The organism is Streptomyces sp. WP-1 (genome assembly GCF_030450125.1).
Classification (GTDB): Bacteria; Actinomycetota; Actinomycetes; order Streptomycetales; family Streptomycetaceae; genus Streptomyces; species Streptomyces incarnatus.
Genome location: NZ_CP123923.1, coordinates 2527033 through 2553435, shown reverse-complemented (window position 1 = coordinate 2553435; position 26403 = coordinate 2527033). Strand labels below are relative to the sequence as shown.

21 protein-coding genes are annotated in these 26403 nt (G+C 71.6%); 16 read left to right on the top strand and 5 right to left on the bottom strand.

Going from position 1 to position 26403, the window contains the following annotated elements:
• Nucleotide 1 precedes the first annotated feature (1 nt).
• From rpmF to mutM, 3 genes are all read left to right on the top strand, one after another.
• On the top strand, nt 2-175 hold the full coding sequence (gene rpmF, locus QHG49_RS10725) for a 50S ribosomal protein L32 (RefSeq protein WP_003951102.1): 174 nt from the start codon (nt 2-4) through the stop codon (nt 173-175).
• A gap of 19 nt (nt 176-194) precedes the next feature.
• The gene (gene rnc / locus QHG49_RS10720) at nt 195-1013 is read left to right on the top strand and encodes a ribonuclease III (protein ID WP_145485600.1); all 819 of its coding nucleotides are present in this window, start codon (nt 195-197) and stop codon (nt 1011-1013) included.
• 112 nt (nt 1014-1125) lie between these two features.
• On the top strand, nt 1126-1986 hold the full coding sequence (gene mutM, locus QHG49_RS10715) for a bifunctional DNA-formamidopyrimidine glycosylase/DNA-(apurinic or apyrimidinic site) lyase (RefSeq protein ID WP_301488909.1): 861 nt from the start codon (nt 1126-1128) through the stop codon (nt 1984-1986).
• On the opposite strand, the gene QHG49_RS10710 is transcribed toward mutM, so the two are convergent.
• The gene (locus QHG49_RS10710; RefSeq protein WP_159705377.1) at nt 1959-2354 is read right to left on the bottom strand and encodes a helix-turn-helix domain-containing protein; all 396 of its coding nucleotides are present in this window, start codon (nt 2352-2354) and stop codon (nt 1959-1961) included. The two genes, mutM and QHG49_RS10710, sit on opposite strands and share 28 nt — an antisense overlap.
• 104 nt (nt 2355-2458) lie before the next feature.
• Here QHG49_RS10710 and QHG49_RS10705 point away from each other — a divergent pair, with 104 nt between their 5' ends.
• Nucleotides 2459-3043 (top strand): flavodoxin family protein, encoded by a 585-nt coding sequence (locus QHG49_RS10705; RefSeq protein ID WP_301488907.1) that lies wholly within the window; start codon nt 2459-2461, stop codon nt 3041-3043.
• A 49-nt stretch (nt 3044-3092) separates the two neighbouring features.
• On the opposite strand, the gene QHG49_RS10700 is transcribed toward QHG49_RS10705, so the two are convergent.
• Entirely contained in the window at nt 3093-4508 is a 1416-nt protein-coding gene (locus QHG49_RS10700; protein ID WP_301488905.1) for a CAP domain-containing protein, read from the bottom strand.
• Between the two features lie 157 nt (nt 4509-4665).
• Here QHG49_RS10700 and QHG49_RS10695 point away from each other — a divergent pair, with 157 nt between their 5' ends.
• The 4 genes from QHG49_RS10695 (at nt 4666) to QHG49_RS10680 (ending at nt 11025) form a co-directional block, all read left to right on the top strand.
• Nucleotides 4666-4947: an acylphosphatase gene (locus tag QHG49_RS10695; protein ID WP_301488903.1), complete on the top strand. Its 282-nt coding sequence runs from the start codon at nt 4666-4668 to the stop codon at nt 4945-4947.
• Nucleotides 4948-5319: 372 nt separating this feature from the next.
• Nucleotides 5320-5523 (top strand): hypothetical protein, encoded by a 204-nt coding sequence (locus tag QHG49_RS10690; RefSeq protein ID WP_018544743.1) that lies wholly within the window; start codon nt 5320-5322, stop codon nt 5521-5523.
• Nucleotides 5524-5769: 246 nt separating this feature from the next.
• The gene (gene smc / locus QHG49_RS10685; protein WP_301488899.1) at nt 5770-9357 is read left to right on the top strand and encodes a chromosome segregation protein SMC; all 3588 of its coding nucleotides are present in this window, start codon (nt 5770-5772) and stop codon (nt 9355-9357) included.
• A gap of 249 nt (nt 9358-9606) precedes the next feature.
• Complete coding sequence (locus QHG49_RS10680) at nt 9607-11025, top strand: sugar porter family MFS transporter (protein ID WP_301488897.1); 1419 nt, start codon at nt 9607-9609, stop codon at nt 11023-11025.
• A gap of 174 nt (nt 11026-11199) precedes the next feature.
• Here the strand turns inward: QHG49_RS10680 and QHG49_RS10675 are convergent, their stop codons facing one another.
• On the bottom strand, nt 11200-11964 hold the full coding sequence (locus QHG49_RS10675; protein ID WP_301488896.1) for a TetR/AcrR family transcriptional regulator: 765 nt from the start codon (nt 11962-11964) through the stop codon (nt 11200-11202).
• 118 nt (nt 11965-12082) lie between these two features.
• Between QHG49_RS10675 and QHG49_RS10670 the strand changes: the two genes are divergently transcribed.
• Nucleotides 12083-12469 (top strand): VOC family protein, encoded by a 387-nt coding sequence (locus QHG49_RS10670; protein WP_301488895.1) that lies wholly within the window; start codon nt 12083-12085, stop codon nt 12467-12469.
• A gap of 70 nt (nt 12470-12539) precedes the next feature.
• On the opposite strand, the gene QHG49_RS10665 is transcribed toward QHG49_RS10670, so the two are convergent.
• Nucleotides 12540-14030 (bottom strand): cytosine permease, encoded by a 1491-nt coding sequence (locus QHG49_RS10665; RefSeq protein ID WP_301488893.1) that lies wholly within the window; start codon nt 14028-14030, stop codon nt 12540-12542.
• 172 nt (nt 14031-14202) lie between these two features.
• On the opposite strand from QHG49_RS10665, the gene ftsY reads away from it, so the two are divergent.
• Nucleotides 14203-15408, top strand: a complete 1206-nt coding sequence (gene ftsY, locus QHG49_RS10660; RefSeq protein ID WP_301488891.1) for a signal recognition particle-docking protein FtsY — start codon at nt 14203-14205, stop codon at nt 15406-15408.
• 110 nt (nt 15409-15518) lie between these two features.
• Here the strand turns inward: ftsY and QHG49_RS10655 are convergent, their stop codons facing one another.
• Nucleotides 15519-16181, bottom strand: coding sequence for a bifunctional DNA primase/polymerase (locus tag QHG49_RS10655; protein ID WP_145485589.1), 663 nt, complete (start codon nt 16179-16181; stop codon nt 15519-15521).
• Between the two features lie 502 nt (nt 16182-16683).
• Between QHG49_RS10655 and QHG49_RS10650 the strand changes: the two genes are divergently transcribed.
• From QHG49_RS10650 to ftsH, 6 genes are all read left to right on the top strand, one after another.
• Nucleotides 16684-18159, top strand: a complete 1476-nt coding sequence (locus QHG49_RS10650) for a hypothetical protein (protein WP_145485588.1) — start codon at nt 16684-16686, stop codon at nt 18157-18159.
• A 270-nt stretch (nt 18160-18429) separates the two neighbouring features.
• A complete protein-coding gene (locus QHG49_RS10645) occupies nt 18430-19818 on the top strand; it encodes an ammonium transporter (RefSeq protein WP_145485587.1) in 1389 nt (462 codons plus the stop codon).
• On the top strand, nt 19815-20153 hold the full coding sequence (locus QHG49_RS10640; RefSeq protein ID WP_145485586.1) for a P-II family nitrogen regulator: 339 nt from the start codon (nt 19815-19817) through the stop codon (nt 20151-20153). Before QHG49_RS10645 ends, QHG49_RS10640 begins: the two co-directional genes overlap by 4 nt.
• Before the next feature lie 40 nt (nt 20154-20193).
• Nucleotides 20194-22671, top strand: a complete 2478-nt coding sequence (locus QHG49_RS10635) for a [protein-PII] uridylyltransferase (protein WP_301488887.1) — start codon at nt 20194-20196, stop codon at nt 22669-22671.
• A 97-nt stretch (nt 22672-22768) separates the two neighbouring features.
• Nucleotides 22769-24319, top strand: coding sequence for a signal recognition particle protein (gene ffh / locus QHG49_RS10630; protein ID WP_145485584.1), 1551 nt, complete (start codon nt 22769-22771; stop codon nt 24317-24319).
• A 123-nt stretch (nt 24320-24442) separates the two neighbouring features.
• Entirely contained in the window at nt 24443-26386 is a 1944-nt protein-coding gene (gene ftsH / locus QHG49_RS10625; RefSeq protein ID WP_145485583.1) for an ATP-dependent zinc metalloprotease FtsH, read from the top strand.
• The last annotated feature ends 17 nt before the right edge of the window (nt 26387-26403 follow it).

Genomic DNA, 26403 nt, shown 5'->3' with positions numbered 1-26403 from the left:
CGTGGCTGTTCCGAAGCGGAAGATGTCGCGCAGCAACACGCGCCACCGCCGGTCGCAGTGGAAGGCTGCGGTCCCCACCCTGGTTGCGTGCGAGCGCTGCCACGAGCCCAAGCAGCAGCACATCGCGTGCCCGTCTTGCGGCACCTACAACAAGCGCCAGGTCCTCGAAGTCTGAGCGGTTGGTGAGAGGCCCGATGACAGACGCGAAAGCCGCTGGTCCCCGTCAGCGCGGGGGCAGCTCACTGGCCTCGTCCCACACAGTTCTGGAAGGGCGGCTCGGCTACCAGGTCGAGTCCGCCCTTCTGGTGCGTGCGCTCACCCACCGTTCCTACGCGTACGAGAACGGCGGTCTGCCGACGAACGAGCGGCTGGAGTTCCTCGGGGACTCCGTGCTCGGCCTCGTCGTGACGGACACGCTGTACCGCACCCACCCCGACCTGCCCGAGGGCCAACTGGCCAAGCTGCGGGCCGCGGTGGTCAACTCGCGTGCGCTGGCGGAGGTGGGGCGCGGCCTCGACCTCGGCGCCTTCATCCGGCTCGGCCGGGGTGAAGAGGGCACGGGTGGCCGGGACAAGGCGTCCATCCTCGCCGACACCCTTGAAGCGGTGATCGGCGCGGTCTATCTCGACCAGGGCCTCGACGCGGCCTCCGAGCTGGTGCACCGGCTCTTCGACCCGCTGATCGAGAAGTCCTCCAACCTGGGCGCGGGCCTGGACTGGAAGACGTCGCTCCAGGAGCTGACCGCGATCGAGGGACTCGGCGTGCCCGAGTACCTGGTCACGGAGACCGGCCCCGACCACGAGAAGACCTTCACTGCTGCCGCCCGCGTCGGAGGCGTCTCGTACGGCACCGGCACCGGCCGCAGCAAGAAGGAGGCGGAGCAGCAGGCCGCCGAGTCCGCCTGGCGCGCCATCAAGGCCGCCGCGGACGAGCGCGCCAAGGCGGCGGCGGAGGCCGAACAGGCCGTCGCGCAAGCCGCCAAGGACGACGACACGTCGTCCGCCACCGCCTGACCACAGCACGACAGCAGCACCGAGCGCCCGCCCCACCGATACCGGACGGGGCGGGCGCTCGCCTCATACCGCGTCCCACCGCTTCCCACAGCGCCGTTCTACGGGGGTCCCGATGCCCGAGTTGCCCGAGGTCGAGGTCGTCCGGCGGGGGCTGGCGCGGTGGGTGGCCCATCGCACCGTCGCCGAGACCGAGGTGCTGCACCCGCGCGCCGTACGCCGTCATGTGGCCGGCGGCGAGGACTTCGCGCACCGGCTCAAGGGGCATCACATCGGCGACCCCAGCCGGCGCGGCAAGTACCTGTGGCTGCCGCTGGAGGAGACGAACCAGTCGGTCCTCGCGCACCTCGGGATGAGCGGACAGCTGCTGGTGCAGCCGCGGGAGGCGCCCGACGAGAAGCATCTGCGCATCCGGATCCGGTTCGCCGACTCGCTCGGCACCGAGCTGCGGTTCGTGGACCAACGCACCTTCGGCGGGCTGTCGTTGCACGACAACACCCCGGACGGGCTGCCTGACGTCATCGCGCACATCGCCCGCGACCCGCTCGACGCGCTGTTCGACGACGACGCCTTCCACCAGGTGCTGCGCCGCAAGCGCAGCACCGTCAAACGGGCCCTGCTGGACCAGTCGTTGATCAGCGGAGTCGGCAACATCTACGCGGACGAGGCCCTTTGGCGCGCCCGCATCCACTACGAGCGTCCGACCGCCGGCCTCACCCGCCCGGTCACGGCCGAACTCCTCGGCCACATCCGGGACGTGATGAACGCGGCCCTCGCCGTCGGCGGCACCAGCTTCGACAGCCTGTACGTCAACGTCAACGGCGAGTCGGGCTACTTCGACCGCTCGCTCGACGCCTACGGCCGCGAGGGCGAGCCCTGCCGCCGCTGCGGCACGCCGATCAGGCGCCGCCCGTGGATGAACCGGTCCAGCTACTTCTGCCCGAGGTGTCAGCGGGCGCCGCGCGTCTCGTCGTAACGCTCGCGCGAGGCCAGCACCTCGTCCATGGCGCCCTCCACGCACTCGATGAGGGCGAGCAGGCGCCCGGCGACCTCGCGGCCGAGCGGGGTCAGCTCGTAGTCGACGCGGGGCGGGTTGGTCGGCTGGGCCTCGCGGTGCACCAGGCCGTCGCGCTCCAGCGCGTGCAGGGTCTGGGAGAGCATCTTCTCGCTCACGCCGTCGACGCGGCGGCGCAGCTCGTTGAAGCGCAGTGAGCCCTCGGACAGCGCGCCGAGGGTCAGTCCGCCCCAGCGGCCCGTGACGTTCTCCAGCGTGCAGCGGGAGGGGCATGCCTTGGCGAAGACGTTGTAGGCGAGCTCGTCGGGCTCCTGGGGGCGTGCGGTCATGGCACAAGAGTACGCCCCTACAGCGCTAACCGAAGGGTTGCACTAACTTTTGGTTAGTGCTTTCCTGTGCTCATCGTTATCGAGCTGCCCTTTCGAGGAGAGTCATGACCAGCCCCGTTGTTTCGATCGCCTACCACTCGGGCTACGGCCACACCGCCGTCCTCGCCGAGGCCGTCCGCGCCGGTGCCGTCGAGGCGGGCGCCGAGACGCACCTGATCACGGTGGACGAGATCACCGACGAGCAGTGGGGGATACTCGACCGCTCGGACGCGATCGTCTTCGGCTCGCCCACCTACATGGGCACCGCCTCCGGCGCCTTCCATGTCTTCGGCGAGGCGACCTCCTCACGCTGGGCCGGCCAGGGCTGGCAGGACAAGCTGGCCGCCGGGTTCACCAACTCGGGCTCCAAGAGCGGCGACAAGCTGCACACACTCCAGTTCTTCCAGACGCTCGCCGCGCAGCACGGCATGCACTGGGTGAACCTCGGGCTGCTCCCGGGCTGGAACAGCAGCACCGCCTCCGAGAACGACCTCAACCGCCTGGGCTTCTTCGCCGGCGCCGCCGCCCAGACCGACACCGACCAGGGCCCGGAGGGCGTGCACAAGGCGGACATCGCCACGGCCGAGCACCTCGGGCGCCGGGTGACCGAGACCGCGCGGACGTTCGCGCGGGGCCGGGCCGCCGCGTAACTCCACTACAGAGCAGGGGAGTTCAGCACTATCGAGCAGGGGGGCGGCGTCAGCTGCCGAACTCCTCGGTCCACCAGGGGCCGCCCGCGCCGAAGTGCACACCGACGCCGAGGGTGTGGAAGTCGCAGTTCAGGATGTTGGCGCGGTGCTCGGGGCTGGCCATCCACGCCTTCACCACGGCCGCCGGGTCCGCCGGGCCGCGCGCGATGTTCTCGGCGCCGAGCCCGGTGACACCGGCCGCCGCCGCCCGGTCCCACGGCGACTTCCCGTCCGGGTCGGTGTCGGAGAAGAAGCCCCGCGCCGCCATGTCGTCGCTGAACGACTCGGCCAGGTTCGTCAGCGCCGAGTTCGCGGACAGCGGGGTGCAGCCCGCCTTGGCCCGCTCGTCGTTGACCAGCTTCAGCACCGCGGTCTCCGCGGCGGCTTCGGCGGAGACGGTGACGGGCGGTGCGGTCGGCCTGGGCGCCGCGGTCCTCGTGGGGGCCGGGCTCGGCTTCGCCCTCGTGGGTGAGGGCTTGGGCCGGGGTGCGGCGGGTGCGGCCGGGGAGGTCCTGGAGGCGCCGGGTTTCGCGGACTTCGACGGGGTCGGCGCGGACTTCGACGGGCTCGGCGAGGCGGAGGCGGTGACCGACGGGGACTGCGCGGGCGTCGGCGACGCGGACGGCGTCGGGGTGGTGGGGGAGGGCGACCGCGTGGCGCCCTGACCGGACGCCGACCCACCGGAGCGGGAGCCGGAGCCGGTGCCGCTGGTGTTGCCCGTGCCGCCCGTGGCCGTGCCGCCGGTCTCCGCGCTGCCCGACGTGCCGCCCTGCTCGTCGGCCGTGTTGCCGGGGGAGCCCGTCACCCGGATCCGGTCGCCGCCGGTGGTGTGGGTGCCGCCGCCGAGGCGGTAGCCCTGGAAGCCCGGGACCACACCCGCGGCTACCGCCGCGGTGCCCAGGGCGACGGCCACGCACATCCCGAGCAGCGTCATGCTCACCGCCCGCCCGGCCTGCTTCTGCCGCCGCCGGCCGCGGACCGGGTCCTCACCCGGACCCTCGCCGGAACCGGAACCGGAACCGGAACCGGAACCGGAACCGGAACCAGCACCGGCACCCGTGCGCAAGTCCCCGCCGGGACCGTCGGCCGCGCTGAAACCCGTGCACAAGCCCTCGCCGGGACCGTCGGCCGCACCGGAACCCGCGCCCGGGTTCCCGCCGACCCCCTCGGCCGCACCGGAACCGCTCGCCGGACCGCCCGCCGCACCCGGCTCCGCGTCCGACGCGTTCCCCGGCCCGGCCGCGAACAGATACGCGTCCGCCTTGGCCTTTGCCGCCGCATACGCCTCGGGGTTCAGATAGGGCGCGGTGCCCATCGGTATCGGTTCCGTGGACGCGGACGCCGGATCCCCGCTCCCGGCGGCGCGGGCGCGCGGGTCGTCGCCCTCCGCGGCGCGGCCGGCGTCCGAGCGTCGGTGGCGTCCCATGACCTTGCCCTCTTCCTCGTACTTCCTTGGTGCTTCTGGCCAACCCATCCCACTCGATCGAGTGGGTTTCCCCGGGGATGCGCCCGCGTGCGGACCGTACCTCATGCCCTTCGAGGGCGATGTGTCCCGAACGACACCGGCCGGTTAGGTTGCCCCCATGAGTGAGGATGTTCGACTGGTCGCCTGGGTGCGTGGACACGTACAGGGCGTGGGATTTCGCTGGTTCACACGTGCCAAGGCGCTGGAGATCGGCGGCCTGAGTGGTTTTGCTCTCAATTTGGCGGACGGCCGGGTCCAGGTCGTCGCCGAGGGCGCGCGCGAGGGCTGCGAGGAACTGCTCGACTGGCTCCAGGGGGCCGACACGCCCGGCCGTGTGGACGGCGTCACCGAGATCTGGGACACACCCCGCGGCGGCTACGACGGCTTCGCGATCCGCTGAGCCGAAGCCCTCCCGCCCCGCCCGCCGGGCCCCCTCGGACGGCGGTCCGGAGCGGAAACGGCCTGGTGGTTGCCAAGGAGGGCGCAGCGTGGGAGGCTCCGCAGATACAGCTGATCGCTGCGCCCCCGGGGTCTGGACGACTCGCTGCGCCGCCGTGCCGATCCGGCCGCGCGCCCGGTCCGCCCGCCAATACGGGGTGTGATCGTGTTGACCGTCAAACTTTTTGGTGAGACGCTGAAAGCCCCGCGCACCTTAGCTGTTTGGCATGGAGCAACAGCAGAGCAACACTCGGATGTGCCAAGCACCGCGGGTGCGAATCCCTCACGACCCACACCGCATCGGTCGGTCACTCAGTGTGGAGGACCATCCATCATGGCAAAGGCGCTTCTCGGTTACGTCGGCGGCTCCGACCCTCGACTCCTCGCCGAGATGCGACGGCTGCAGCAGCGTGTTCAGGACCTGGAGTCCGAGCTGGTCAGGATCCAGGCGGAGAACGACGCGCTGGCGGCTGCCGCCTCTCAGGACAGGATCATGGAGAGCATCGACGCACACCAGGCGGAGCCTGCGCTCACCTGATCGCTGCATCGCTCCGCGACAGCAGCAGTGGTTGGGCAGCCCGTATCAACCGCTCAGTAGACCGGACGACCGGCATCCGAGGCCGTCCATAGAATGGCAAGGGACGCTTCGGCGTCCCTTCTTTCTTCCCCCGCGCATCCTTTCACCTTCTTCAACATCTGGTGTGCCCTGCCTGTCCTGCGGTGAAACCGTGCGGTCGCGAAGGTTCATGGAGTGAGACAGCGGCGGCCGGTAGAGTCCGGCGGCGTGCACCTCAAGGCCCTGACCCTGCGCGGCTTCAAGTCGTTCGCCTCCGCGACCACCCTCCGGTTCGAACCCGGGATCACCTGCGTCGTCGGACCGAACGGCTCGGGCAAGTCCAATGTGGTGGACGCGCTCAGCTGGGTCATGGGCGAGCAGGGCGCCAAATCGCTGCGCGGCGGCAAGATGGAGGACGTCATCTTCGCCGGCACCACCGGGCGCCCCCCGCTGGGCCGCGCCGAGGTGTCCCTGACCATCGACAACTCCGACGGGGCACTGCCCATCGAGTACGCCGAGGTCACCATCACGCGGATCATGTTCCGCAACGGCGGCAGCGAGTACCAGATCAACGGCGACACCTGCCGCCTCCTCGACATCCAGGAACTGCTCTCCGACTCCGGCATCGGCCGCGAGATGCACGTCATCGTCGGCCAGGGCCAGCTGGACTCCGTGCTGCACGCCGATCCGATGGGCCGTCGCGCCTTCATCGAGGAGGCGGCCGGCGTCCTCAAGCACCGCAGGCGCAAGGAGAAGGCGCTGCGGAAACTGGACGCGATGCAGGCCAACCTCGCCCGCGTCCAGGACCTCACCGGCGAACTGCGCCGCCAGCTCAAGCCGCTCGGCCGCCAGGCGGCGGTGGCGCGCCGGGCCGCCGTCATCCAGGCCGACCTGCGCGACGCCAGGCTGCGGCTGCTCGCCGACGACCTCGTACGACTGCGCCGGGCGCTCGACGCCGAGATCGCCGACGAGGCCGCCCTCAAGGAGCGCAGGGAGGCCGCCGAGCAGGAGCTGAAGAAGGCCCTGCACCGCGAGTCCCTCCTGGAGGACGAGGTACGGCAGCTCACGCCCCGCCTCCAGCGCGCCCAGCAGACCTGGTACGAGCTGTCGCAGCTGGCCGAGCGGGTGCGCGGCACGATCTCGCTGGCCGACGCCCGGGTCAGGAGCGCCACCTCCGCGCCGCCCGAGGAGCGCCGCGGCCGCGACCCCGAGGACCTGGAGCGCGAGGCCGCCCGGGTCCGCGAGCAGGAGGCCGAGCTGACGGCCGCCCTGGAAGCGGCCCGGCACGCCCTGGACGACACGGTCGCCCACCGCGCCGAACTGGAGCGGGAACTGGCCGTCGAGGAACGCCGGCTCAAGGACGTGGCCCGCGCCATCGCCGACCGCCGCGAGGGCCTGGCCCGGCTGAACGGCCAGGTGGGCGCGGCCCGTTCACGTGCCGCCGCCGCCCAGGCCGAGATCGACCGGCTGGCCACCGCCCGCGACGAGGCACGGGACCGCGCGGTGCGCGCCCAGGAGGAGTACGAGGCGCTCAAGGCCGAGGTCGACGGGCTCGACGCGGACGACACCGACCTCGCCGAACAGCACCGGGCGGCCCGGGAACGGCTCGCGGACGCCGAGCACGCCCTGACCGCGGCCCGCCGGGCCGCCGCCACCACCGAACGCCGCCGCGCCGCGACCCAGGCCCGCCACGAGGCACTGGCCCTGGGCCTGCGCCGCAAGGACGGCACCGGCATACTGCTGGACTCCGAGGCCCACCTCACCGGCCTCCTCGGCCCGGCGGCGGAACTGCTGACCATCACCCCGGGCTACGAGATCCCCCTGGCTGCCGCCTTCGGCGCCGCCGCCGACGCCCTCGCCGTGACGAACCCGGCCTCGGCCGCCGACGCCATCCGCCTCCTGCACAAACAGGACGGAGGCAGGGCGTCCCTGCTCATCACCGGCCCCGAAGACGCACCCCGAAGGGGCGCGGGGAACTGCGCGAGCGACCACGACGCACCCGCGCCCGACGACGGACCGATCCCGGCCGAAAGATACGTCCGCGCCCCATCGGATCTGATGCCGGCGATCCGCAGACTCCTCCACGACACCGTCGTGGTCGACACCCTGGACGCCGCCGAAGACCTCATCCGCTCCCACCCCCACCTCACCGCCGTCACCGCCGAGGGCGACCTCCTGGCCGCCCACTTCGCCCACGGCGGCTCCGCCGGCGCCTCCAGCCTGCTGGAGGTGCAGGCCTCCGTGGACGAGGCCGCCGCCGAACTGGCGGAGCTGTCGGTGCGCTGCGCCGAGCTGGCCGAGGAGGAGGACGCGGCGACGGACCGCCGTACCGAGGCCGCCGCCCTCGTGGAGGAGCTGGGCGAACGGCGCCGCGCGGCCGACCGCGAGAAGTCCGCCGTCGCCCAGCAGCTCGGCCGCCTCGCCGGTGAGGCCCGCGCCGCCGCCGGTGAGGCCGAGCGCTCCACCGCCGCCGCCGCGCGGGCGCAGGACGCGCTGGACCGGGCCGTACAGGAGGCCGAGGAACTCGCGGAGCGGCTCGCCGTCGCCGAGGAGACGCCGGTGGAGGAGGAGCCGGACACCGCGGTGCGCGACCGGCTCTCCGCCGACGGCGCCAACGCGCGGCAGACCGAGATGGAGGCCCGTCTCCAGGTCCGTACCCACGAGGAGCGGGTCAAGGGCCTGGCCGGCCGCGCCGACTCCCTCGACCGTGCCGCCCGCGCGGAGCGCGAGGCGCGGGCGCGGGCCGAGCAGCGCCGGGCCCGGCTGCGGCACGAGGCGGCCGTCGCCCGCGCGGTGGCCGACGGCGCCCGGCAGCTGCTGGCGCACGTCGAGGTGTCCCTCGTCCGCGCCGATCAGGAGCGCACCGCGGCCGAGGCCGCCAAGGCCCGGCGCGAGCGGGAACTGACCGCCGCCCGCACCACCGGACGTGAACTGAAGTCGGAACTCGACAAGTTGACGGATTCGGTCCACCGCGGTGAGGTACTCGGCGCCGAGAAGCGGCTGCGGATCGAGCAGCTGGAGACCAGGGCGCTGGAGGAGCTGGGTGTCGAACCGGCGGGGCTGGAGACGGAGTACGGGCCGCACCAGCCCGTGCCGCCCTCGCCCCCCGCCGACGGCGAGGCGCTGCCGGAGGACCCGGACGACCCCCGCAACCAGCCGCGCCCCTTCGTACGGGCCGAGCAGGAGAAGCGGCTGAAGGCGGCCGAGCGGGCGTACCAGCAGCTCGGCAAGGTCAATCCGCTGGCCCTTGAGGAGTTCGCGGCGCTGGAGGAGCGGCACAAGTTCCTCAGCGAGCAGCTGGAGGACCTGAGGAAGACCCGTGCCGATCTGCTCCAGGTGGTGAAGGAGGTCGACGAGCGGGTCGAGCAGGTCTTCACCGAGGCCTACCGGGACACCGCGCGCGAGTTCGAGGGCGTCTTCGGCCGGCTGTTCCCGGGCGGCGAGGGCCGGCTGGTGCTCACCGACCCCGGCAACATGCTCACCACGGGCGTCGATGTCGAGGCGCGGCCGCCGGGCAAGAAGGTCAAGCGGCTGTCCCTGCTCTCGGGCGGCGAGCGGTCGCTCACGGCCGTCGCGCTGCTGGTGTCGATCTTCAAGGCCCGGCCGAGTCCCTTCTATGTGATGGACGAGGTCGAGGCCGCGCTGGACGACACCAACCTCCAGCGGCTGATCCGGATCATGCAGGAGTTGCAGGAGTCCTCGCAGCTGATCGTGATCACGCACCAGAAGCGCACGATGGAGGTGGCCGACGCGTTGTACGGCGTCTCCATGCAGGGTGACGGTGTGTCGAAGGTCATCTCGCAGCGCCTGCGCTGACCCATTTCAAGATCAACACGTACCGACGATCAAGACCATCTCACTCCCTGTTCATTTCTTGAACACGGAGTGATCTGCCGTATCTCCTAACTCACAGCTTTCCCCCTATTGACTTCGGAAGTTGAAGGCATAGTCTCTGCAACGTTGCTTTTTTCCTTCAGGTGTAAGTAGCGCAAACGTATGCGCCACTGGAGACCTGGAAGGGCTCACCCCACCCCGGCAGCGTTGCCGTGGCCCGAGGAGTTTTACGTGACCAGCACAGCGCAGGCACCTCAGTCAGGAGCCGGGACGGCTCATCCCGAACATCTCGGGCATGTCATCTTCATCGCCGCGGCAGCGGCCATGGGCGGCTTCCTCTTCGGCTACGACAGTTCTGTCATCAACGGTGCCGTCGAGGCCATTCGCGACCGTTACGACATCGGCTCCGCCGCCCTCGCGCAGGTCATCGCCATCGCCCTGATCGGCTGTGCCATCGGCGCCGCCACCGCGGGCCGGATAGCCGACCGGATCGGCCGTATCCGCTGCATGCAGATCGCGGCCACGCTGTTCACGATCAGCGCCGTCGGCTCCGCGCTGCCCTTCGCGCTGTGGGACCTCGCCCTCTGGCGCATCGTCGGCGGCTTCGCCATCGGCATGGCCTCCGTGATCGGCCCCGCCTACATCGCCGAGGTCGCCCCGCCCGCCTACCGCGGCCGGCTCGGCTCCTTCCAGCAGGCCGCGATCGTCGTCGGCATCGCCATCTCCCAGCTGGTCAACTGGGGCCTGCTGAACGCCGCCGGCGGCAACCAGCGCGGCCACCTCATGGGCCTGGAGGCCTGGCAGGTCATGCTGGGCGTCATGGTGGTCCCGGCCGCCCTGTACGGCCTGCTGTCCTTCGCCATCCCCGAGTCCCCGCGCTTCCTGCTCTCCGTCGGCAAGCGTGAGCGCGCCAAGGAGATCCTGGCCGAGGTCGAGGGCACGGGCACCGACCTGGACAAGCGCGTCGCCGACATCGAGCACGCGATGAAGAGCGAGCACCGCTCCACCTTCAAGGACCTGCTGGGCGGCGGCTTCTTCTTCAAGCCGATCGTCTGGGTGGGCATCGGCCTGTCGGTCTTCCAGCAGTTCGTCGGCATCAACGTCGCGTTCTACTACTCCTCGACGCTGTGGCAGTCGGTCGGTGTCGACCCGACGGACTCGTTCTTCTACTCCTTCACCACGTCCATCATCAACATCGTCGGCACCGTGATCGCGATGATCTTCGTGGACCGGATCGGCCGCAAGCCGCTCGCGCTCATCGGCTCCGTCGGCATGGTCGTCGGCCTGGCGCTGGAGGCGTGGGCGTTCTCGTACCACCTGGTCGACGGCAAGCTGCCCGCCACCCAGGGCTGGGTCGCCCTGATCGCCGCGCACATCTTCGTCCTCTTCTTCGCCCTGTCCTGGGGTGTGGTCGTCTGGGTCATGCTCGGCGAGATGTTCCCGAACCGGCTCCGCGCCGCCGCCCTGGGCGTGGCCGCCGCCGCGCAGTGGATCGCCAACTGGGCGATCACCGCGAGCTTCCCGTCGCTGGCCGACTGGAACCTCTCCGGCACGTACGTCATCTACACGGTGTTCGCCGCCCTCTCCATCCCCTTCGTCCTGAAGTTCGTCAAGGAGACGAAGGGCAAGTCCCTGGAGGAGATGGGCTGAGCCTCGCACCCCGAGGCACCCCCGAACCCGGGGAGAAGGGCCTTCAGACCCCGCTGCCCCTCTCCTCGTTCCTCCCCTCGCCCCCGGACCGGCCACTGCCCGGCCCGGGGGCGAGGGCTTTCCGCGGGCGGACCGGGCCGGCGCCGCCCACGGTGCCGTGGGCGGGTGTCGTGCTCAGTCCGCGTCGCCGAGGCGGCCGAGACCGTCCAGGATCCGCCGCAGTCCGAAGGCGAAGGCGTGGTCGGGGTCGTACATGCCCTGGTGGGCCGCCCCGGCGGCGCGGCCGACGCGCGCGGCGAGCGGGAAGCGGGCGGGGTCGAAGACCTTGGCCAGGAGGAGCTCGTTGGCGGCCCACCACTGCTGGTCGGACAGCGCGCTGTCGCGGGCGGCCGCCTGGGCGTCGAGGGCCGCGCGGGCGACGGAGTGGACGAGGCCGAGGACAAGGGCGAGGGCCGCGTCCGTCTCCACGTCGCCGAGCCCCGAGCCCTCGAACGCGGCCAGCTCGTGCTCGTACTTGGTCATCAGGCCGGGGCCCAGCGGCGGCCGCGCCGTGGACATGGTGGCCACCCACGGGTGGCGGTCGTACAGTTCGCGGTTCTCCCGCGCCACGGCCTCGACCCGGCCGCGCCACGGGGCGTCCGGCCGGGTGCCGCGCGGCATCCGCAGGTACACGGAGTCCAGCATGAGGTCGAGCAGCTCCGCCTTGCCCGGGACGTAGGTGTAGAGCGTCATCGGTGTGACCCCCAGCCGGCGGGCGATGCCGCGCATGGTCAGGGCCTCCAGCCCCTCGGAGTCGGCGAGTTCGACGGCGACCCGGACGACGGCGTCGACCGACAGGCCCTGCCGGGGGCCGCGCCGGACCTCCTCGGCTCCGGGCTCGCGCCACAGCAGTTCCAGGATGTGCGCCGGGTCGCCCGCGCCCCCGTGTTCCTTGGCCATGGCCCCATTCTTCCTGCCGGAGTCCCCGGGCCGCCGGCTCCATCTCTGTACGCAGTACAATGTACGTCGTACAGAGATAGTAGAGACGCGTGCAGAGTCCCCTCACGAAGGACGGACCATGAACGTCACCTCCACCGCCGTCTCCCTGACCGTCGACGACGTCCCCTCCTCCGCCGCGTTCCTGGCCCGGCATCTCGGCTTCCGCGAGGCCATGGCGGCCGACGGCTTCGCCTCCCTGGTCCGCGCGGACACGCCCGGTGTGATCCTGCTGCGGCGCGGCACCGAGGTCCTGCCGGAAGGCTTCCGGGACCAGCGCGCCGCAGGGGTGATCCTCGCGTTCACCGTGGACGACCTGGACGCCGAGCACGAGCGGCTGAGGAACGAGGGCGCCCCCATCACCCTGCCGCCGCGCGAGGAACCCTGGGGCGAACGCCTCTTCCAGATCACCGACCCCAACGGCGTCGTCGTCCAGCTCGTCTCCTGGACCGCCCCCGAACACGCGTGACACAACACCGGAACCCCCTCCGGCGCGGGGCGCTGAAGGGGGTTCCGGTGTACGTCGTAGCGTCAGACGGTCAGACCGCGGCGGTCGCCTGCTCGCCGGTCGGACCGGAGACGGTCTCGGTCGATCCGTCGGCCCGCGCGGCCTCCTCGGCGCTCGCCGGGGCCTCGATCCCCGGCTTCGGCAGGACCAGGTACAGCCCGCCCGAGATCACGATCGTGGCGACCCAGCCGAGGCCGTACTCGCCGATGACGTTGTTCCTGGCCAGCGGGCCGGTGAACCAGTCCGAGGTGGTGAACATCAGGCCCGAGACCAGGCCGATCGCCCACGCGGCCACGGCGGCGGGGGAGAAGCCGCCCTTGTACCAGTAGGCGCTGGTGCGCGTCGTGTCGGCCATGGCCCGGCCGTCGTACTCCGTGCGGCGGAACATGTCCGCGCCGAACACGCCGACCCACGCGGAGAACGCGACCGCGAGCAGGGACAGGAAGGCGATGAAGGAGCCCATGAAGCTGGTCGCCACCAGCATCAGCACCCCGCCGAACACCAGCGAGATCACCGCGTTGACCGACACCGCCCAGTGCCGCGGCACCTTGAAGCCGAGGGTCTGCGCGGTGAAGCCCGCCGAGTACATCGACATCGAGTTGATCAGCAGCATGCCGACCAGCGCGATGAACAGGTAGGGCACCGCGATCCACGTCGGCAGGATCTTGCCCAGGAAGGACACCGGGTCCGCGGCCGAGGCCAGGTCCGGAGTCGCGACCGCCATCACCGCGCCCATCAGGACCATCGGCAGCACGACCACACCGGCGCCGCCGACCGCCGTACCCACGATCGCCTTCGAGGAGGCCGTGCGCGGCAGATAGCGGGTGAAGTCCGGGGCCGTCGGGATCCAGCTGACGCCGCCGGCCGCGATCATGCCGATGCCGGTGATCACCGCGGCCGTGGAACCGGCGCTGTGGTCCATCACCTTCGACCAGTCCGTCTTCACCGCCAGGTAGACGAGGACCAGCACCGAGAACGCGCCGAAGAAGTAGGTGGCGTACCTGTTGCACTTCTGGACGGCGTTGATGCCGAGCCCGGAGATCGCGAAGGTCGCCACCACGAACACCAGCAGCGTCACCATGTCCAGGACGCTGTTCGCCTTGACGCCGAACACGATCTCCAGGATGGAGAGCATGGCGTAGGCGCCGGTCACCGCGTTGATCGTCTCCCAGCCCCAGCGGGCCACCCAGATCAGCGAGCCCGGCAGCAGGTTGCCCCGCTGTCCGAACACCGCCCGGGACAGCGCCATGCCCGGCGCCCCGCCCCGCTTGCCGGCGATGCCGATCAGACCGACGAGGCCGTACGACACGGCGGGCGCCGCGACCGCGACGACCAGCGCCTGCCAGATGTTCAGGTGATACGCCACGACGAGGCTCGCGCCCATCGTCAGCAGCAGGACGCTGATGTTGGCGCCGACCCAGGTCGGGAACAGCTCACGGGTCCGGCCGGTCCGCTCGTGGTCCGGGACCTGCTCGATGCCACGCGTCTCGAGAGCGCCTTCGGTCTCGACGGTTTTGCTCATGGGGAAGGGTGCCCTAGAGGTGGAGGGAAAGGGACGGTCGGACTCTACGCGCGTCAACGCAGCCCGGACCATCGTACTTTGCTCCGACTCCTCGCCAAACGTGGCGTTTGTCTCTCGGAGGAAGCCACAAGCCCGGTCCCGGTGGACCCCATGGCCGATACTGGGGGGCGTTATGGAAACCATCATCCTTGCTGTAGTCATCGCCGTGGTCGTGCTCGGCGCGCTCGGCGGGCTGATCGTGGGCGGCCGACGCCGGAAGTCGCTGCCCCCGCCGCCCCCGAAGGCGCCCGACATCACCGCGCCCCCGGCCGAGCCGCACGTCGGCGAAGAGGCCGAGACGCCGCGCGACGAACCGCGCCGGACGATCGAGGAGGTGGATCTCCCGGGCGGCCCGCCGGTCGCCGTCGAAGAGCCTCCCGTCCCCGCCGTCGAGGCTCCCGAGATCGAGATCCCGGAGCCCACCGCGGGCCGGCTGGTCCGGCTCCGCACCCGCCTGTCCCGCTCCCAGAACGCCCTCGGCAAGGGCCTGCTCACGCTGCTCTCGCGCGAGCACCTGGACGACGACACCTGGGAGGAGATCGAGGACACCCTGCTCACCGCCGACGTCGGTGTGCAGCCCACCCAGGAACTGGTCGAGGGCCTGCGCGAGCGCGTCAAGGTGCTCGGCACCCGCACCCCCGAGGAGCTGCGCGCCCTGCTGCGCGAGGAGCTGCTCAAGCTGGTCGGCACCGATGTCGACCGCACCGTGAAGACCGAGCCCGCCGACCGCAAGCCCGGCATCGTGATGGTCGTCGGTGTCAACGGCACCGGCAAGACCACCACCACCGGCAAGCTCGCCCGCGTCCTGGTCGCCGACGGCCGCACCGTGGTGCTCGGCGCCGCCGACACCTTCCGTGCCGCCGCCGCCGACCAGCTCCAGACCTGGGGCGAGCGGGTCGGCGCCTACACCGTGCGCGGCCCCGAGGCCGGCGACCCCGCCTCCGTGGCCTTCGACGCGGTGAAGGAGGGCAAGGAGATGGGGGTCGACGTCGTCCTCATCGACACCGCGGGACGGCTGCACACCAAGACCGGTCTCATGGACGAGCTGGGCAAGGTCAAGCGCGTGGTCGAGAAGCACGCCCCGCTGGACGAGGTGCTGCTGGTCCTGGACGCCACCACCGGGCAGAACGGTCTGGTGCAGGCCCGGGTGTTCGCCGAGGTCGTGGACATCACCGGCATCGTGCTGACCAAGCTGGACGGCACCGCCAAGGGCGGCATCGTGGTCGCCGTCCAGCGCGAGCTGGGCGTGCCGGTCAAGCTGATCGGGCTCGGCGAGGGCGCGGACGACCTGGCGCCGTTCGAGCCGGAGGCGTTCGTGGACGCGCTGATCGGAGACTGACCGTCGCCGGATCACCACCCGACCTGAAGAAGTGCCCGCCCTCAAGGTGCAGTTGAGGACGGGCACTTCGCTTCTCCCGGCCGCGTTCCGGCCGTTGTTCCCCGGCGTGGCTACGACCGCCACCGCGACCGGTGCGCCACATACGCCAGCGTCCCCAGCAGCAGCCGGGCCGCCGGGGGGCGGGTCGCGGAATCCAGGGCGGGCGGGCGCAGCCAGCGCACCGGGCCCCGGCCGCCCCGGTCGCAGGGCGGCGCGGTGATGTACGTACCGGACCCGAGGCCGCGCAGATCGAGGGTGCGCGGGTCGTCCCAGCCCATCCGGTACAGCAGCCGGGGCAGCTCGGCCGCGGCGCCCGGGGCCACGAAGAAGTGCGCCCGGCCCTCGGGGGTCACGGCCACCGGACCCAGCGGCAGCCCCATCCGCTCCAGCCGGACCAGGGCGCGCCGGCCGGCCGGCTCGGAGACCTCCACGATGTCGAAGGCGCGGCCCACCGGCAGCAGCACCGAGGCCCCCGGGCACTCCGCCCATGCCTTGGCCACCTCGTCCAGCGTGGCCCCGGCCGGCACCTCGGGCGCGAAGTCGAGCGGATGCGCGCCCGGCTCCGGACAGTCCTCGAACCCGCAGGAGCAGGCGCCCGCCGCGGCCCGCGCGCCCGGCACCACGTCCCAGCCCCACAGCCCGGTGAACTCGGCGACGGTGGTGCACTCCGCGGACCGGCCACGCCGACGCGTGCCGGAGCGGATCTCGCGAATGCCGCCGATCGTGAAGCCCATGCCCCCTCCAACGGGTCCGGCGCGCCGGTGGTTACGACACGGAACGAGACGGAAGCGGAACGTAACGCTACGGCTCCGGATGCCCTCGCCGTGACGGAACCGGGGCGGCGCTTCGAAGCATGGCGGGTGGCGCACCGGGATCCACGCGCCCCTTTGTGCATCACTCCGCCCGCTTCCGTTCGTCCTGTGTCAAGTGAATCGCGTGCGACGGAGCGGGAGTTCATTCGAAGGGGTGGCGAATGGTGGCGTTTCTCTGATCCGCGTGGCTGAGCCGGTGATCACGGGGTTACTGTGAGTGTGCGAAATCCTCGGGGCACATGCGCCCGTGGGTATGCCGGGGGCAACCCGGAAGCGACTCGGCAGTAACCCGAAAAGGGCCCGAGAACGGCTCGGTATCGCGTTCGAAGGCTGAGAACCGGGGGACACCGGACCGTATTTACCGGCATTCTGATAGGGCTTGGCGCACTCGGCGGCAAGAGGTCTCAGGGATGGGGGCGTTCCAGTGGGCGGCAATGGCGGAAGCGGGACAAACGCTGACAAGCGCCCCAATGAGCTGCTCGGCTCGTGGTTCGTGCGCAGCGGCTGGTCCAAGGGCGAGCTGGCCCGCCAAGTGAACCGCAGGGCACGCCAGTTAGGTGCCAACCACATCTCCACCGACACCTCCCGGGTGCGCCGCTGGCTGGACGGCGAGAACCCGCGCGAACCGATCCCGCGCATCCTCTCCGAGCTGTTCTCCGAGCGCTTCGGCTGCGTGGTCTCCATCGAGGACCTGGGCCTGCGCGCCGCCCGCCAGTCGACCGCCGCCTCCGGTGTCGACCTGCCCTGGACCGGCCCCCAGACCGTCGCCCAGCTCGGCGAGTTCTCCCGCAGCGACCTGATGCTCGCCCGGCGCGGCTTCCTCGGCACCTCCCTCGCGCTGTCCGCGGGCCCCTCCCTGATCGAGCCCATGCAGCGCTGGCTCGTGCCCACCCCCGGCACCCCCGCCGCGCCCGCCCCCGAGTCCGCCCTCGACTCCCGCAGGCCCGGCCGCCTTTCCAAGCCGGAGCTCGAACTGCTGGAGTCCACCACCAGGATGTTCCGCCAGTGGGACGCCCAGTGCGGCGGCGGACTGCGCCGCAAGGCCGTCGTCGGCCAGCTGCACGAGGTCACCGACCTGCTCCAGGAACCCCAGCCCGAGGCCACCACCCGCAAGCTCTTCCAGGTCGCCGCCGAACTCGCCGAACTGGCCGGCTGGATGTCGTACGACGTGGGGCTCCAGCCCACCGCCCAGAAGTACTTCGTGCTCGCGCTGCACGCCGCCAAGGAGGCGGGCGACCGGCCGCTCGGCTCGTACATCCTCTCCAGCATGAGCCGCCAGATGATCCACCTCGGCCGGCCCGACGACGCCCTGGAGCTGATCCACCTCGCCCAGTACGGCAGCCGCGACTGCGCGGGACCGCGCACCCAGTCCATGCTGTATGCGATGGAGGCCCGCGCCTACGCCAACATGGGGCAGCCCGGCCGCACCAAGCGCGCGGTGCGCATGGCCGAGGACACCTTCTCCGAGGCCGACGAGTGGGACGAGCCGGACCCCGACTGGATCCGCTTCTTCTCCGAGGCCGAGCTGTACGCGGAGAACTCCCACTCCTTCCGCGACCTCGCCTACAGCGCGGGCCGCAGCCCCGCCTACGCCTCCCTCGCCGAGCCGCTGATGCGCCGGGCGGTGGACCTGTTCGCCAAGGACAGCGAGCACCAGCGGTCGTATGCGCTCAACCTGATCGGCATGGCCACCGTGCATCTGCTCCAGGACGAGCCCGAGGCCGGCACCGAGTTCGCCTCGCGGGCGATGACCGTGGCCAAGAAGGTCCGCTCCGAGCGCGTGAACACCCGTATCCGAAAGACGGTCGGCACGGCCGTGCGCGACCACGGCGATCTCGCCGCCGTGGTCGACCTCGCCGAACAGCTCGCCGTCGACCTCCCCGAGTCCGAGGCCGTCTGACCCGGACCCCGCCCCAGAACCCCGGCCGCGGCCGGACCTCCCGAACCGCCCGACTCGGCTCCCCCAACGCCAGGTCATCGAGAGGCCCGCGCCGCGGCCGGTTCATGGGCACGTAACACACAGGACGTCTTCGTCACCCCGGTGAAACAACGCGTGGCTTCCGTGGAAACGGTGCTACGTCAGTCTCTGGCGCATACCCGGCTCCCACACCACCACCGGACCGCCGAGGCACCGCCCGCACGGGGCGCCCCGATCGACGAGGAGACGCCGATGGCCCCAGCCATCATGCTTGCGGCGGACGCACCCAAGCTGTCGTCCGCCAACACAGGCTTCATGCTCATTGCTTCCGCCCTGGTGCTGCTCATGACCCCGGGCCTGGCCTTCTTCTACGGGGGCATGGTCCGCGTCAAGAGCACCCTGAACATGCTGATGATGAGCTTCATCAGCATGGGCATCGTCACCATTCTGTGGGTGCTCTACGGCTTCTCGATGAGCTTCGGCACGGACCACGGCTCCCTGATCGGCTGGACCTCCGACTTCGTCGGCTGGACGGGCATCGGCAAGATGGACCTGTGGCCCGGTTACACCATTCCGGTCTTCGTCTTCGCCGTCTTCCAGATGATGTTCGCGATCATCACACCGGCCCTCATCAGCGGCGCCCTCGCCGACCGGGTGAAATTCAGCGCCTGGGCCGTCTTCCTCGTGCTGTGGGTCACGATCGTCTACTTCCCCGTCGCCCACTGGGTCTGGGGCACCGGCGGCTGGGCGTACGAGCTGGGTGTGATCGACTTCGCCGGCGGTACGGCGGTCCACATCAACGCGGGCGCCGCCGCCCTCGGCGTCATCCTCGTCATCGGCAAGCGCGTCGGCTTCAAGAAGGACCCGATGCGCCCGCACAGCCTGCCCCTGGTCATGCTCGGCGCCGGTCTGCTGTGGTTCGGCTGGTTCGGCTTCAACGCCGGCTCCTGGCTCGGCAACGACGACGGCGTCGGCCCCCTGATGTTCGTCAACACCCAGATCGCCACCGCCGCCGCCATGCTCGCCTGGCTCGGCTACGAGAAGATCCGGCACGGCGCCTGCACCACCCTCGGCGCCGCCTCCGGCGCGGTCGCCGGCCTCGTCGCCATCACCCCCTCCGGCGGCGCGGTCACCCCGCTCGGCGCGATCGCGGTCGGCGCCATCGCCGGTGTCGCCTGCGCCGCGGCCGTCGGACTGAAGTTCCGCTTCGGCTACGACGACTCCCTGGACGTCGTCGGCGTCCACATGGTCGGCGGCATCATCGGCTCCCTGCTGATCGGCTTCTTCGCCAGCGGCAAGGGCCAGTCCACCGCCACCGGCGTCTTCTACGGCGACCACTCCTTCACCCAGCTGTGGAAGCAGTGCGCGGGCGTCGGCGGTGTCCTCGCCTACTCCCTGATCGTCTCCGCCGTCCTCGCCTTCCTCCTCGACAAGACCATCGGGATGCGGGTCAGCCAGGACGAGGAGGTCTCCGGCATCGACCGCGCCGAGCACGCCGAGAGCGCCTACGACTACAGCGGCGCCGGCGGCGGTGTCCTCGGCTCCGCCCTCTCCGCCGCGGCCGGCGCGGGCGGCGGGAAGCAGCCGGAGAATCAGGGCGACAAGAAGAGCGGGAAGCAGACCAAGAAGGTGGACGCATGAAGCTCATCACGGCGGTCGTCAAGCCGTACCGGCTCGACGAGATCAAGGAGGCCCTTCAGTCCTTCGGCGTCCACGGACTGACGGTCACCGAGGCCAGCGGCTACGGTCGGCAGCGGGGCCACACCGAGGTCTACCGCGGCGCCGAGTACACCGTCGACCTGGTCCCCAAGATCCGCATCGAGGTCCTCAGCGAGGACGACGACGCCGAGGAACTGATCGAGGCCATCGTCAAGGCCGCCCGCACCGGCAAGATCGGTGACGGCAAGGTCTGGTCGGTCCCGGTCGAGACCGCCGTACGCGTCCGCACCGGGGAACGCGGCCCGGACGCCCTCTGAGATCAGCCCTGGAACACCGGAACGGAACGGGAGTCGCTGGGTGACGGGAACGGATGAGCGGACATCGGCCGAGAGCCCCGGACCCGGCGGCTACGCGGCGGCCCGGCTGCGCCTCCTCACCGAGGGGGCGCGGACCGGGCCGCCGCGCCGCGCCGCCCTCGCCGGACTGACCGACGACTGGCTCGCCGGACTCTTCGCCGCCGGGGCGGGCAGACCGCAGGGCGTCTCGGGCATCTCCCTCGTCGCCGTCGGCGGCTACGGCCGCGGCGAGCTGTCCCCGCGCAGCGACCTGGACCTCCTGCTGCTGCACGACGGCTCCGACCCCACCGCGGTCGCCGCCCTCGCCGACCGCCTCTGGTACCCCGTCTGGGACCTCGGCCTCGACCTCGACCACTCCGTACGCACCCTCGCCGAGGCCCGCAGGACGGCCGGCGAGGACCTCAAGGTCCAGCTCGGCCTGCTGGACGCCCGGCACCTCGCCGGCGATCTCGGCCTGACCGCCGGACTGCGCACCGCCGTCCTCGCCGACTGGCGCAACCAGGCCCCCAAACGGCTGCCCGAACTGAGGGAGCTGTGCGACGAACGCGCCCAGCGGCAGGGCGAGCTGCGGTTCCTCCTGGAACCCGACCTCAAGGAGGCCCGCGGCGGTCTGCGCGACGCCACCGCACTGCGCGCCGTCGCCGCCTCCTGGCTCGCCGACGCCCCCCGCGAGGGCCTGGCCGAGGCCCGCCGCACCCTGCTCGACGTCCGCGACGCCCTCCATCTGAGCACCGGCCGCGCCACCGACCGGCTCGCCCTCCAGGAACAGGACCAGGTCGCCGCCGAACTGGGCCTGCTCGACGCCGACGTCCTGCTGCGGCAGGTCTACGAGGCGGCCCGGGTCATCTCCTACGCCGGTGACGTCACCTGGCGCGAGGTGGGGCGCGTGCTCCGCTCGCGCGCCGTCCGGCCGCGGCTGCGCGCCATGCTGGGCGGCGGCAAGCCGGTCGCCGAGCGGTCCCCGCTGGCCGAGGGCGTGGTCGAACAGGACGGCGAGGTGGTGCTCGCCCGCGCCGCACGCCCCGAACGCGACCCCGTGCTCCCGCTGCGCGCCGCGGCCACCGCCGCCCAGGCGGGTCTCCCGCTCTCCCCGTACGCGGTACGACGTCTGGCCGCGGCCGCCCGCCCGCTGCCCACGCCCTGGCCCGCCGAGGCCCGCGAGCAACTGGTCACCCTGCTCGGTTCCGGCCGCCCCACCGTCGAGGTCTGGGAGGCACTGGAGGCCGAGGGGCTGATCACCAAGCTGCTCCCGGACTGGGAACGGGTCCGCTGCCGCCCCCAGCGCAACGCCGTCCACATCTGGACCGTCGACCGCCATCTGATCGAGACCGCCGTCCGCGCCGCCGCCCTCACCCGGCATGTGCACCGCCCCGACCTCCTCCTGGTCGCGGCCCTGCTGCACGACATCGGCAAGGGCTGGCCCGGCGACCACTCGGTGGCCGGCGAGATCATCGCCAAGGACGTCGCCACCCGCATCGGCTTCGACGCCGAGGACGCCGCCGTCCTGGCGACGCTGGTCCGCCACCACCTCCTGCTGATCGACACGGCCACCCGCCGCGACCTGGACGACCCCGCCACCGTCCGCTCCGTCGCCGACGCCGTCGGCACCCAGGGCACCCTGGAACTCCTGCACGCCCTCACCGAGGCCGACGCCCTCGCCACCGGCCCCGCCGCCTGGTCCTCCTGGCGCGGCTCCCTCGTCGCCGACCTGGTCCGCCGCGTCGGGGCCCTGCTCTCCGGGGACGTCCCGGACGAGCCCGCGCCCGCCGCGCCCACCGCCGAGCAGGAACGCCTGGCCATCGAGGCGTTCCGCACCGGCGGCCCGGTCCTCGCGCTGCGCGCCCGCAGCGAGCCGGTGCCCGCCGAGGAACCGCCCGGCGCGCCCGAGCCCCTCGGCGTCGAGCTGCTGATCGCCGTACCCGACCAGAGCGCCGTGCTGCCCGCCGTCGCCGGTGTCCTCGCCGTGCACCGGCTCACCGTCCGCACCGCCGGGCTGCGCACCGTGCGGCTGCCGCAGGACGTGGATGAGGCCGGGGCCGGGGAGGGCTCGGTGCTGCTGCTCGACTGGCGGGTCGCCGCCGAGTACGGCTCCCTGCCCGAGGCCGCCCGGCTGCGCGCCGACCTGGTGCGCGCCCTGGACGGCTCGCTCGACATCGCCGGCCGCCTCGCCGAACGCGAAGCCGCCTACCCGAGGCGCCGCGGCCTGCTCGCCCCGCCGCCCCGGGTGACGGTCGCCCCCGCCGCCTCCCACCACGCCACCGTGATCGAGGTCCGCGCCCAGGACGCCCCCGGCCTGCTGCACCGTATCGGCATGGCCCTGGAGAAGGCGGGCGTGCGGGTCCGCAGCATGCACGTCTCGACCCTCGGTGCCAACGCGGTCGACGCCTTCTACGTGACGACCGGCGCGGGCGAGCCCCTGCCGGAGCAGGACGCGGGGTCGGTGGCGAGGGTGCTGGAGGAGACGCTGCGGGCGCCGTGACGGACGCCGAATGCGCCGGGCGGGGACTGATGACCTGCCGGGCCGGATACCCTGGAGGGCAGCCCAGACCCCTCCGACCCCGAGGACCGACGCCACCGTGTTCGATACCCTCTCCGACCGCCTCAGCGCGACTTTCAAAAACCTCCGCGGCAAGGGCCGGTTGTCCGAGGCGGACATCGACGCCACGGCACGCGAGATCCGCATCGCGCTCCTCGAAGCGGACGTGGCCCTGCCCGTCGTCCGCTCGTTCATCAAGAACATCAAGGAGCGGTGCCTCGGCGCCGAGGTCTCCAAGGCCCTCAACCCCGGCCAGCAGGTCCTCAAGATCGTCAACGAGGAACTGATCACCATCCTCGGTGGTGAGACCCGGCGCCTGCGCTTCGCCAAGCAGCCGCCCACCGTGATCATGCTCGCGGGTCTCCAGGGTGCCGGTAAGACCACCCTCGCGGGCAAGCTCGGCCGCTGGCTCAAGGAGCAGGGCCACTCCCCGCTGCTCGTCGCCTGTGACCTCCAGCGCCCCAACGCGGTCAACCAGCTCAGCGTCGTCGCCGAGCGCGCGGGCGTCGCCGTGTACGCGCCGGAGCCGGGCAACGGCGTCGGCGACCCGGTCAAGGTCGCCAAGGACTCCATCGAGTTCGCGAAGGCCCGGGTCCACGACATCGTGATCGTGGACACCGCCGGCCGCCTGGGCATCGACCAGGAGATGATGCAGCAGGCCGCGGACATCCGCGACGCGGTCGGCCCCGACGAGATCCTCTTCGTCGTCGACGCGATGATCGGCCAGGACGCCGTCAACACGGCCGAGGCGTTCCGCGACGGCGTCGGCTTCGACGGTGTCGTCCTCTCCAAGCTCGACGGTGACGCCCGCGGTGGTGCCGCGCTGTCCATCCGGCAGATCACCGGCAAGCCGATCATGTTCGCGTCGAACGGCGAGAAGCTGGACGACTTCGACGCGTTCCACCCGGACCGGATGGCCTCCCGCATCCTCGACATGGGTGACCTGCTCACCCTGATCGAGCAGGCGGAGAAGACCTTCAGCCAGGAAGAGGCCGCCAAGATGGCCTCCAAGCTGGCGTCCAAGAAGGGCCAGGACTTCACCCTGGACGACTTCCTGTCCCAGATGGAACAGGTCAGGAAGATGGGCTCGATCTCCAAGCTGCTCGGCATGCTGCCGGGCATGGGCCAGATCAAGGACCAGATCCAGAACATCGACGAGCGCGACGTGGACCGCACCGCCGCGATCATCAAGTCGATGACCCCGGGCGAGCGCCAGGACCCGACGATCATCAACGGCTCCCGCCGCGCCCGGATCGCCAAGGGTTCCGGCGTCGAGGTCAGCGCCGTGAAGGGCCTGGTCGAGCGGTTCTTCGAGGCCCGCAAGATGATGTCCCGGATGGCCCAGGGCGGCGGCATGCCGGGCATGCCGGGGATCCCGGGCATGGGCGGCGGCCCCGGCCGGCAGAAGAAGCAGCAGAAGAAGGCCAAGGGCAAGCAGCGCTCCGGCAACCCGATGAAGCGCAAGCAGCAGGAGCTGGAGGAGGCCCAGCGGCGCGAGGCCGCGGCCCAGAGCGGCAACGCCTTCCAGCTGCCCCAGCAGGGCGCCGAGGAGTTCGAGCTGCCGGACGAGTTCAAGAAGTTCATGGGCTGACGCTCATAGGACAGTCGTACGGTCAGCCGTAGGACGTTCTGATGGTCCGAAGGGCGCCTCCTCTTCCCGAGGGGGCGCCCTTCAGCATGTGCCGCGTCCCGGTATCTGCCTTAACGTCCCTATATGAGCAACGCGCCGCCCCCGCGCAAGGACCCGGAGCAGCCGTGGCGCGCCGAGGGCACCCCCGAAGGGCCCCGGCGGTCCGGTGGGGGAGGGCTCCGGGGCGGGAAGTGGTGGGGGCTCCTCGTCACCGCGGTGATCGTCTTCCTGCTGGCCTATCTCGGCCTGAACTACCTCGGCCGGGCGAATCAGCCGACGATCTCCTACACGGAGTTCAGCCGGCAGGTCTCCGAGGGCAATGTCGACACGATCTACTCCAAGGGCGACGCGATCCAGGGCAAGCTGAAGGCCTCCCGGAGCGATCCCGAGGGCGGTGGCCGGTACACCCGGTTCAAGACGCAGCGCCCCGCTTTCGCGGACGACCGGCTGTGGCAGAACCTGAGCAGCCATGGCGTCACGGTGACCGCGCGGCCGATGGTGCAGGAGCGCAGCTTCCTGTCGAATCTGCTGCTCTCCCTGATCCCGATCCTCGTCCTGGTCGCGGTGTGGGTGTTCTTCGCCCGGCGGCTCGGCGGCGCGCTGCCCGGCGCGGGCGGTCTGTTCGGGCGCCGGGCGCCGCCCAAGCCGGTGGGGCCCGAGCCGGACACCCGGCGTACGACGTTCGCCGATGTGGCCGGGATCGACGAGGTCAAGGGCGAACTGGACGACGTGGTCGACTTCCTGGAGCACCCCGACGCCTATCGCAGGATGGGCGCCAAGCTGCCCCGGGGCGTGCTGCTCGCGGGCCCGCCCGGCACCGGCAAGACGCTGCTCGCGCGCGCGGTCGCGGGCGAGGCCGGGGTGCCGTTCTTCTCGGCCTCGGCGTCGGAGTTCATCGAGATGATCGTCGGCGTCGGCGCCTCCCGGGTGCGCGAGCTGTTCGCGGAGGCCCGCAAGGTGGCACCGTCGATCATCTTCATCGACGAGATCGACACCATCGGCCGGGCGCGCAGCGGCAGTACGGCCATGAGCGGGCACGACGAGCGCGAGCAGACGCTCAACCAGATCCTCACCGAGATGGACGGCTTCTCGGGCTCGGAGGGCGTGATCGTCATCGCGGCGACCAACCGCGCCGACATCCTGGACCCGGCGCTGACCCGCCCCGGCCGCTTCGACCGGGTGGTCACGGTGGCCCCGCCGGACCGAGCGGGCCGTGAGGCGATCCTGCGGATCCACACCCGGGACGTGCCGCTGGAGCCGGACGTGGACCTGGCCCGGATGGCGCGCGCGACCCCCGGTATGACGGGCGCCGACCTGGCCAACCTCGCCAACGAGGCCGCGCTGCTCGCGGTCAAGCGCAAGCAGCGCCGGGTGACCGGCGCGGATCTCTCCGAGGCGCTGGAGAAGGTCCAGCTGGGCGCCGAGCGGACCCTGGTGATGCCGGAGGAGGACCGGCGGCGTACGGCGTTCCACGAGAGCGGCCACGCGCTGCTGGGCATGCTCCAGCCCGGCGCGGACCCGGTCCGCAAGATCACCATCGTGCCGCGCGGGCGGGCGCTCGGCGTGACCATGTCCACGCCCGAGGTGGAGCGGTACGCCCATTCGGAGGAGTATCTGCGCGGTCGGATCATCGGTGCGCTGGGTGGCATGGCCGCGGAGGAGGTCGTCTACGGCGTGGTCACCACGGGTGCGGAGAGCGACCTCGAACAGGTGTCGAACATCGCCCGCGCGATGGTGGCGCGCTGGGGCATGAGCGAGCGGGTCGGCCGGCTGTCCGCGCTGCCGAGCGACGCCCAGCAGGCGTACGGGCTGGCCGCCGCGCCCGGGACGCTCGATGTGATCGACACCGAGATGCGGCGGATCGTGGACGAGTGCTACGACGAGGCGCGGCGCAAACTCCGGGACCACCGGGGCCAGTTGGACGCGCTGGCGCTGGCGCTGCTGGAGCACGAGACGCTGGAGGAGGCGGACGCCTACCGGATCGCCGGGATCACCCGGCTGGCCAAGGACCCCGAGGAGCCGCGCTGAAGCCGCGCCTACCGTGC